Raw genomic sequence first — 7,123 nt, forward strand, 5'->3', positions numbered from 1 at the left:
GCGTCGCGCAAACCGGATGCCCACAGTTCCAGCGTCGTCTCGATCGATGCACCCGTCATCCATGACCTCCATACCATGGAGACCTATTGATTCAGAGTTTTCAATAAAGCGCAACTGTAATGTTAGCGCGCGACACCGTTCGGTTGAATAGAACCGCCCCTCCCAGCGCTGTTGCGCAATTCTGGAAGCTGCGCTTCGCGAGGTCGCTTGCGAGCATGTGGACGTCGGTCATCTGCTCCTCCTTCTCCAGCGCAACATCGCGCCGGTCTGGCATCATACGATGCCGGGCGAAGGGTACATCCACCCCATCAGTTCAATCGGTCGGTTACACCGCGCAATGTGGGTTGCTCAGGGGGAAGCTGACATCAGGACCGTCGCAGCCACCGCGCGCCCGACGCCTGGTACCAACACCTTCGCTACCATCGCCGCTACCCGGGGCGCATGAAAACCCTCAGACCGGGGGTCGGTAATTACGATCCCTTTACTGCGGCAAAGATGTGTCAATCATTTCGAGATGCCAAAAATAGATGAGCGCCAGCGTAAAATCGCCTTTTTGCTGGCGCTCATCCCGTCTTTATGGACGCTGAACCCGCCAACCGTCGTCAAATATCAACGACCAGAGTTCATAATTATCAGAAGCGGTACCCCACCGTCATACCATATGTGCGCGGCGCGGCCGGAGCTCCGATGTCGTTTGCTCCCGCCACCCCGAGCAACTGCACATAGTAGTAACGGTCGGTCAGATTTGCTCCCCATACCGATACGCGCAGGCCATTCTTGCCTTCCCATCCGAGCGACGCGGACAGGTTTTCACGCCCGGCGTTGAAAAGGCGATTGTCCAGCTCGCTGTAGACTTTGGTCGTATAATACAAGTTGCTGGCGAGCTTGAACTGTCCGCCCTCGACCGGAAGACGATATTCAAAACCAATATTGCCCGAGAAATCAGCAGCAAAAGGTAGGCGATTCCCCTTCGCGTTGTAGGTCGGATCTCCGTTGTCGTTCCTGCCATTTGGCAAGCGGTTCACGTTAGGAGCCCCCGGGAAATCGCCAATCCTCGTATGTAGATAGCCACCGTTCGCATTTAGGGTAAGCCGCGGAGTGACCCGGGCCACCAGTTCCGCTTCAAGCCCATAGAGTTTCGCAGTCGGCCCGTTGATGGTGAACACAGTGCCGTTCGTTACCTTCTGGAACTGGATGTTCTGGAAGTCATAGTAGAAGGCCGATGTATTGAACGTAAGCTTTCGATCGAAAAATTGCGTCTTCAGACCGACTTCATAGGCGTCGAGCCTTTCCGGGCTGAAAGCCTGATTGGACCCAGCCCCGGTACCGAGAGAGAAGTTGCCTGACTTCACGCCGCGGTTCCAAGAAACATAGCCCAAAATATCTGGAGCGAACTTGTAGTCTAGGGACAGCCGCCACGTGGGGCTGGATTTATCGTATTTCTTTGTAACTTGCGGATCGAAAACTACCCCATCCAACGGACCTGCGGCGACGAAAGCCTGATGCCCGGTATACGTCACCTTGTCGTTGGTGTACCGGAAGCCGGCTGTCAGGTTGAGCTTGTCCGTTACCGGATATGTGCCTTGCACGAAGCCTGAGATCGATCGTGCTTTGTCTCGTCCGAACACCGAAACGCCATTGATCGTTGCTGCCAATGGGCCGAATACGGGGGCCAAGATTACGCTATAGGCGGCATTGAGATCACTGCCCGTAATATTCGTTGGTTCAACTGCGGAATTGTAATTAAAGTAATAGACGCCGGCAAGCCACTGGAACCGAGAGCTGGTCGGTGCAAAAACGTGAAATTCGTTGGTTATCATGCGGGTCTTGGCAAAGAACTCGCCCTGAACTTTAGCTTCCGCCCCCCCGTCCTGATCGAGGGCCTGAAAACCGGTGAACTTCTGGTAGGCCGCGATATTCCTAACTTGGAATGCACCGAAATCACGCGTTGCAGTGAGCGAGCCACCATAGCTATCACCGCTTGCCCCGGTAAGGCCATTTTCGGCGAAATTATACCGTCCAAGATACCCTTGCCCGGTGGAGAGGACCGCACCCGGAGGGTTCTGCACACCGCCAACGCGACCGAACTCGAAATAGTTCCCAGAAAGCGTGATCGTGGTTAAATCATCGGGTGTGAATTTTAACTTACCGCGCACGTTGAAATCGTTTGAAGTGTAGTTCTCGCCGCCTGTGATGACGTTTTTGCCCCAGCCATCCTTCTGATTACTATACTGGATCGCAACGTTGGCCGCCAACGTATCCGTCAAACCGCCTGAAACGTAGGCTGAAGCCTTCACCGTCTGATAATTGGCATAGCCGACATCGAAATTCATCTCGGGATTCGATGTGGGATCCTTGGTGATGGCCTGAACTACGCCCCCTGTCGCGTTGCGGCCAAAAAGCGTGCCTTGCGGCCCCTTCAGGACCTCTATGCGCTCTAGGCCGTTGAACTCGAACACGTTGGCCATAGCAGCGGGCTGGTAGACACCATCGACATAGACTGCGACCGAGTTCTCCACCAGAAGATCGCCGGACTTGACGCCGACACCACGCAAGTAGATGTTAAGCGGTCCGGTCTGCACACTCACTTGCAACCCAGGCGAGACCGACTGAAGCTGGGTGATGCCGGTGACCCCGGCATTCGCCAACGCCGGTGCACCGACTGCGGAGATCGTGATGGGCACATCCTGAAGGCGCTGATCCCTACGCTGGGCCGTGACGATGATATCACCGACACCAACGTCGGACTGCTCAACGCCTTGCTCAGATTGCCTTGCCCCATTGCTAGCCTGCGCTAGAGCCGGTGGCGCAAAAAGAAAAATGGCAGACGCCCCGCATCCTAAAAACGTTTTCATTTTCACCATATCTCCCTCTCCCTATTATCGATATTGAACTTGGCTGCAGCCCCAAAGCGAGAAAGCCATTAGGTTCGCTTCCGAATTCGAGATTGTTATCTTCTTTGCGGATAATTGCGGGCTAACTTATGATAGGGCAATTAAATGTGTCAATCAGATTTGACGAGCTGAGACCAAAGATTTGCCACGCTGACGCTGCAGGTGAAGGGTAATTACCGACCCCCGCTCTGAGGGTTTTCATGCGCCCCGGGTAGCGGCGATGGTACCGAAGATGTTGGTACCAGGCGTAAGCCGCGCGGTGGCGACGACGGTCCTGATGTCAGCTTCCCCCTAAGCAGCCCACATTGCGCGGTAGCCATTGGTGATCTTGCGCTGGATGACGGCGGGGCGACGGTCGCGCTCGCAGGCATTATTGGTCGGTTCGACCTTGCCGGGCCAGTATGCGAAGATAAGGAGCTGCTCCCTGGCGCGAGCGAAGCTGTTTCGGAGCTTCATCGTCAGTTCACACGACGAGGCGTCGTGATGATGTCGTCGATGGTTCGTTCGAGCGCGCGTCGTCTTGTGGCAATCGTCGATGGCGCCAGATCGCTGATGCCTTCCGCCAGTCCGAACGCCTTGTGTGATTATGCAACTCATACCAAATCCTGCTGATCATGACGCATGCGCCCATTTGCGTGTGCCGATGGACATGATGCGCCAGGGTTGATCGAGCAGCAGCACGACATGCGCGCCGGGCGCTACGGTAGCCGCGATCTCGGCCAAGTGAAGCGTCATGCCCAGGATGTTGCAGCGAGGCAGAACGAGCCCGGCCGCCTTGCCCTCAGCCGGGCAGATCGCGCCATAGATGTAGGCTGATTTCGTCCGCTGATCCTTGGGCGCTGACGGCCGCGTGCCGCGCCTGGCCCAGCGACGGGTGATGCCGTTTTTCTGGCCAATCCGGGCCTCGTCCTTACATGAGGCTTCGATTGTCAAGGCTACGGCGGCATGTCGTTCATCCTATCGACGGCGGTACATTCTTCGTTCTGCGAGCGAGTTGGGGCGGCACTGTGCGGCAGCCTCGGCTGCGTAACCTTACATGCGGTCGGGTTCGATCTGGAACCCGTAACCATAATGCCTCATGCACGAGCCAAGGCCCCGATCGAACACGACCAACCTGCCACGCGGCAGTCTGGTGTAACCATTGACGAAGACGGTCGTGCTCCCCGCGTCGCTGCGGGTTTCCCAGCGGCGATTCCTATGCGGCTCTGAGCATGCTGCCGGCCGGGATTTCGCCGGTCTCGGTGAAGCGCCAGAGCGCGATCAACAACTTGCGTGCCATCGCGACGATCGCGATCCTGCGGGTTCGACCTTGCAGCTTACCGACGCGTGCGCGGAACCATGCGGACAACTCGCTCTCAGGCCGATAGCGCAGCCAGAGCCATGCCAACTGAACGAGTGTCTTTCGCGCTCGCGCGTTACCGGCACGGCCGATGCGCAGGTCTCGATCCATGTCGCCACTCTGATGAGGCACGGGCGCCATGGACATTCTCGCGGCCCAAGCATGAAGGCCGCTACCGCTCTGACCAGAGCAGTAGCGAGGTAGGCCAATGGCCTCAGAAAAATAGAAAAACAGCTCAACTACAGCGCGCTACTCCCACCAGCGCACAGGTCTCATAAGTCGCGGCCACTCCAGCGAGACGTTGTTGGCTCGCCATCCGCGCCTGCCTATACTCTTGGATCATGTGATCGACGATGGCTGCGACCGGCTCGATGCGCTCGATGTCGCCCACGCCATGACCCGCGCTCCAGATATCCCGCCATGCCCTGAGCGTCTCAGTACCCTTGGCGGCATCAAAAGCTCCCTGGGTCGCCTCCGGCTTGAACTTGCTGCGTTCCACGCTCTTGCGCAGCATATTGGCCGGCATACCCGTGAGTTCCGACATCAACTGAATGTCATCGGCGTCGCTGTCGACCAACATCTGTCGGTAGTCGTCCCCCGCCAGGCTCTCGGTCGCCGCGATAAAGGGCGTACCTAAATAGGCAAAGTCCGCGCCAAGCTCTTCGGCAACATGGATCATCCGACCGTTTGAAATCGATCCGGCGACGACAACGGGTCCAGCGAAGAATTTACGTACGGCGGTCACGAATGCAAATGGGTTGAGCCAGCCGGTGTGACCGCCTGAGCCAGCGCACAGCAAGATGAGGCCGTCGACTCCGACTTCTGCCGCGCGTCGCGCATGTTTCAAGGAGGCTACGTCGGCAAAAACGAGGCCACCATAGCCCTTTACATCCGCAACAACGCGCACCGGACTCCCCACGCTGGCGATCACCAGCGGAACCTTGTGCTTCACTATCACACCGAGATCATCCGCCAGCCTTGGGTTGGTTGGATGAACGATCAGGTTCGCCGCATAAGGCGCAGCGCTCTCATCCAGCGCGGCGGTGACGCTCGTGAGCCATTGGTCGAGTATATCCGTCGACCTGGCATTTAGGGTGGGAAACGACCCGGCAACGCGGCTCTGGCAGCAGGCGATCACCAGTTCGGGGCCAGAGACGAGAAACATAGGCCCGACAATCACGGGCAAAGCGAGTGTTGCACGCAGCCTAGCGGCAAGACCGGGATCACCTAACATCTCCACCCCTAAAAACAGCCTGCTCGGGAAACATATTTTTCAGTATGTCAATTAACTGGTTGCATTGGGTATCGCAAGGATAAATAGCTAGACGCCTCATTAGGGCAATGCTGTGATAATGGAGTATTGGAGAGAATTATGTCAGACCAAAGCGTCGTGGTCGAGACACGCGCCGGCGCAATATGGGTGACGCTCAATCGCCCGGCGGCGCTAAACGCAATCACGCCCGATGTGATAGCGGGCATCAACGCCGCCCTCGATCTCGTCGATGATCCGTCAATCATCGCGGTCGTGCTGATGGGCACCGGCCGAGCGTTCTGCTCGGGCGCCGATCTTAAATTTGTCAACCGCACCTCGCAAAGTGAGGAAGGCGCCACTGCGCAGTTCCTCAAGAGCCTCCTAGCCATGATGGCGCGCTTGGAGGCATGCCCCCGGCCGGTCATCGCTGCGGTCAACGGGCTAGCCTTGGCCGGAGGACTGGAACTAGTCTTGTGCTGCGACCTAGTCATCGCAGCGAGGTCGTCCAAGCTGGGGGATGCGCATGGCAATTTCGGGCTGATTCCAGGCGGGGGCGGTTCGGTGCGCCTGCCCCGAAAGATCGGTCCCACGCGCGCGAAATATCTGATGTTCACCGGGGAATTTCTGCCGGCCGATGAGTTGATCGCCTGCGGCCTGGTTAACGAAGTCGTCGATGATGCTGACCTCACCGCAGCGGCCGAACGCCTCGTCGCGAAGTTGGCATCGAAAAGCTCACTGGTGCTCCGCCGCATGAAAACGCTGGTGGATAATGGCCTGGAACAGCCACAGGACGTCGCGCTGAGGTTCGAGTTGCTCGCCTGCGAACTTCATACCCATAGCCACGACATGAAAGAGGGGCTTTCGGCGTTCCAAGAAAAGCGCAAACCGGTGTTTTTAGGTAGTTGAACCCTTGTAACTGCTTATATGAAGGGTGGTTGTGTCAAGAGGTTCAGGGCGACATAATCTGGTCTCCGTTAGGACTGTCTGAGCTGCTGCCGGTTTCGTGGACACCGAGATAAGGTGTTTTTGGAACCGGAGGATGGAGATGCAACGACGGAAGTTCAGCCGCGAGTTCAAGCTCGAGGCGGTGAAGCTGGTGCGGGAACGCGGGGTGTCGGTATCGCAGGCGGCGCGCGATCTGGACCTGCACGAGAACGTGCTGCGCAAGTGGGTGCGCGAACAGACGGCTGACCCGGGATCGGCGTTTCCCGGACACGGCGTGCTGAAGCCCGAGCAGCAGGAGATTGAGCGGCTGCGCCGCGAGTTGGCTAGAATGAAGGCCGAGCGCGACATCCTAAAAAACTGTCCCGGGCTGAGTCCGCCTGTGCGCGGTAGAAACGGGCCGTGCTATGCCGACGTCAGGAGGGTCGCGGCCGTTAGCTTATTGGAGGCATGACACCCCGTTAAAAAACGTGGCCCGTGGGCATATGCGTACTTGAGAGTGGTGACATCGCTGCGCGATGATCCCGGTTAGGAAAATGACGAATAGCATCGCCCATACCCTCCCGTTTTGCGGATTCCGACGAAGCCGGCCACCTATTCCGACGTGAAGCCGGCCATCGTTCCGATCTGAAGCCGGCCACCTGGAGCGTCTGCACAGGTCGTTTGGTTTGATGGTCTGATAAGGGTCGGACAGTC

At 57.7% G+C, this 7,123-nt stretch carries 5 protein-coding genes and 3 pseudogenes; 2 read left to right on the forward strand and 6 right to left on the reverse strand.

Annotated features, from left to right (window positions below; all coding sequences use genetic code 11):
• Positions 1 to 100: 100 nt before the first annotated feature.
• The 6 genes and pseudogenes from EWE75_RS26120 to EWE75_RS23295 all read right to left on the reverse strand — a co-directional run bounded on the left by EWE75_RS26120 (position 101) and on the right by EWE75_RS23295 (position 5,467).
• Complete coding sequence (locus EWE75_RS26120; protein ID WP_282432730.1) at positions 101 to 232, reverse strand: hypothetical protein; 132 nt, start codon at positions 230 to 232, stop codon at positions 101 to 103.
• A 400-nt stretch (positions 233 to 632) separates the two neighbouring features.
• Entirely contained in the window at positions 633 to 2,864 is a 2,232-nt protein-coding gene (locus tag EWE75_RS23275) for a TonB-dependent receptor (protein ID WP_130160446.1), read from the reverse strand.
• A gap of 228 nt (positions 2,865 to 3,092) precedes the next feature.
• Positions 3,093 to 3,466 (reverse strand): annotated as a pseudogene (locus tag EWE75_RS25855) (IS66 family transposase); the annotation flags it as partial.
• 91 nt (positions 3,467 to 3,557) lie between these two features.
• A pseudogene (locus EWE75_RS23285) lies at positions 3,558 to 3,821 on the reverse strand (transposase); the annotation flags it as partial.
• Between the two features lie 268 nt (positions 3,822 to 4,089).
• Complete coding sequence (locus EWE75_RS23290; protein ID WP_427915821.1) at positions 4,090 to 4,467, reverse strand: transposase; 378 nt, start codon at positions 4,465 to 4,467, stop codon at positions 4,090 to 4,092.
• 1 nt (position 4,468) lies between these two features.
• Positions 4,469 to 5,467, reverse strand: coding sequence for an NAD(P)H-dependent flavin oxidoreductase (locus EWE75_RS23295; protein WP_130160447.1), 999 nt, complete (start codon positions 5,465 to 5,467; stop codon positions 4,469 to 4,471).
• A gap of 138 nt (positions 5,468 to 5,605) precedes the next feature.
• Here EWE75_RS23295 and EWE75_RS23300 point away from each other — a divergent pair, with 138 nt between their 5' ends.
• A complete protein-coding gene (locus EWE75_RS23300; RefSeq protein WP_130160448.1) occupies positions 5,606 to 6,391 on the forward strand; it encodes an enoyl-CoA hydratase/isomerase family protein in 786 nt (261 codons plus the stop codon).
• Between the two features lie 139 nt (positions 6,392 to 6,530).
• Positions 6,531 to 6,785, forward strand: a pseudogene (locus EWE75_RS23305) (transposase); the annotation flags it as partial.
• Between the last annotated feature and the right edge of the window lie 338 nt (positions 6,786 to 7,123).

Origin of the sequence: Sphingomonas populi, assembly GCF_004208535.1 — a bacterium.
Lineage (GTDB): Bacteria > Pseudomonadota > Alphaproteobacteria > Sphingomonadales > Sphingomonadaceae > Sphingomonas > Sphingomonas populi.